Source organism: Dellaglioa sp. CoH-57-MRSF-19 (assembly GCF_056781975.1).
In genome coordinates this window covers 1-642 of the sequence record NZ_JBXAXW010000067.1, presented here as the reverse complement: position 1 = coordinate 642, position 642 = coordinate 1, and the positions used below count along the sequence as shown (strand labels likewise).

Annotated in this window: 2 protein-coding genes; both read right to left on the bottom strand. The window is 53.1% G+C overall.

Annotation, left to right across the window (positions count from 1 at the left end; translation table 11 throughout):
- Positions 1–56: 56 nt before the first annotated feature.
- Positions 57–392, bottom strand: coding sequence for a hypothetical protein (locus tag AC1RO3_RS08235; protein ID WP_289875201.1), 336 nt, complete (start codon positions 390–392; stop codon positions 57–59).
- Positions 389–642: hypothetical protein (locus AC1RO3_RS08230; RefSeq protein WP_481763965.1), on the bottom strand; the 254-nt coding region annotated here is incomplete at its 5' end. The genes AC1RO3_RS08230 and AC1RO3_RS08235, both read right to left, overlap by 4 nt.

The window sequence follows — 642 nt, the reverse complement described above, 5'->3', positions numbered from 1 at the left end:
GTAGTGGCCACCTTCGCACCCAAGCGAGGAACAGCCACCGGGTTTACATTCGTTCATTATTCATCCAGCACAAGTTTGACGATAACGCGGCCCAGTGTATCGGACACGGCAGTCTTCAACACCGAACACCGCTTTCCCGCCTTGTCGGGGTATTCGACGTACGTAATGTCAACACCAGAATTCTTAACAGCCAACGTCAAGCCCGTGCACGCATTCACGAAGTCCCAGAAGTCTGGATTTGTGATATCCAGCGGATTGTAGTACCGATAATCGCGACCGTCGAAAATCTGGACGGCTACAGCGTCGCGTACCACGTGATCTCGATACAGGTATCCTCGAAATTTTGCCGCCCCTCGAATCAGGTCGAGTGATAGTTCATCATGCAGGTTCATTCTGGCTCCGCATCCGGGTAGTCTTCGGCATATTCGACATCTTTGCCGCTGCCGTCTTCGATAAATGTGCCACCTTCCTCGTAATCCACGGGATGGTAGCGGACCATGGTCGGCACCATGCCCATGAAGTAGGCAGTGTGAGCGATATAGCCGCTGCTGAGGCCACCCTCTTCACCCAAATCATGATCAGTTATGAACGCGGGCGCGTCGTAACTTGACCAATCACCTTCGATGCGTGTGCCTTCTTCGA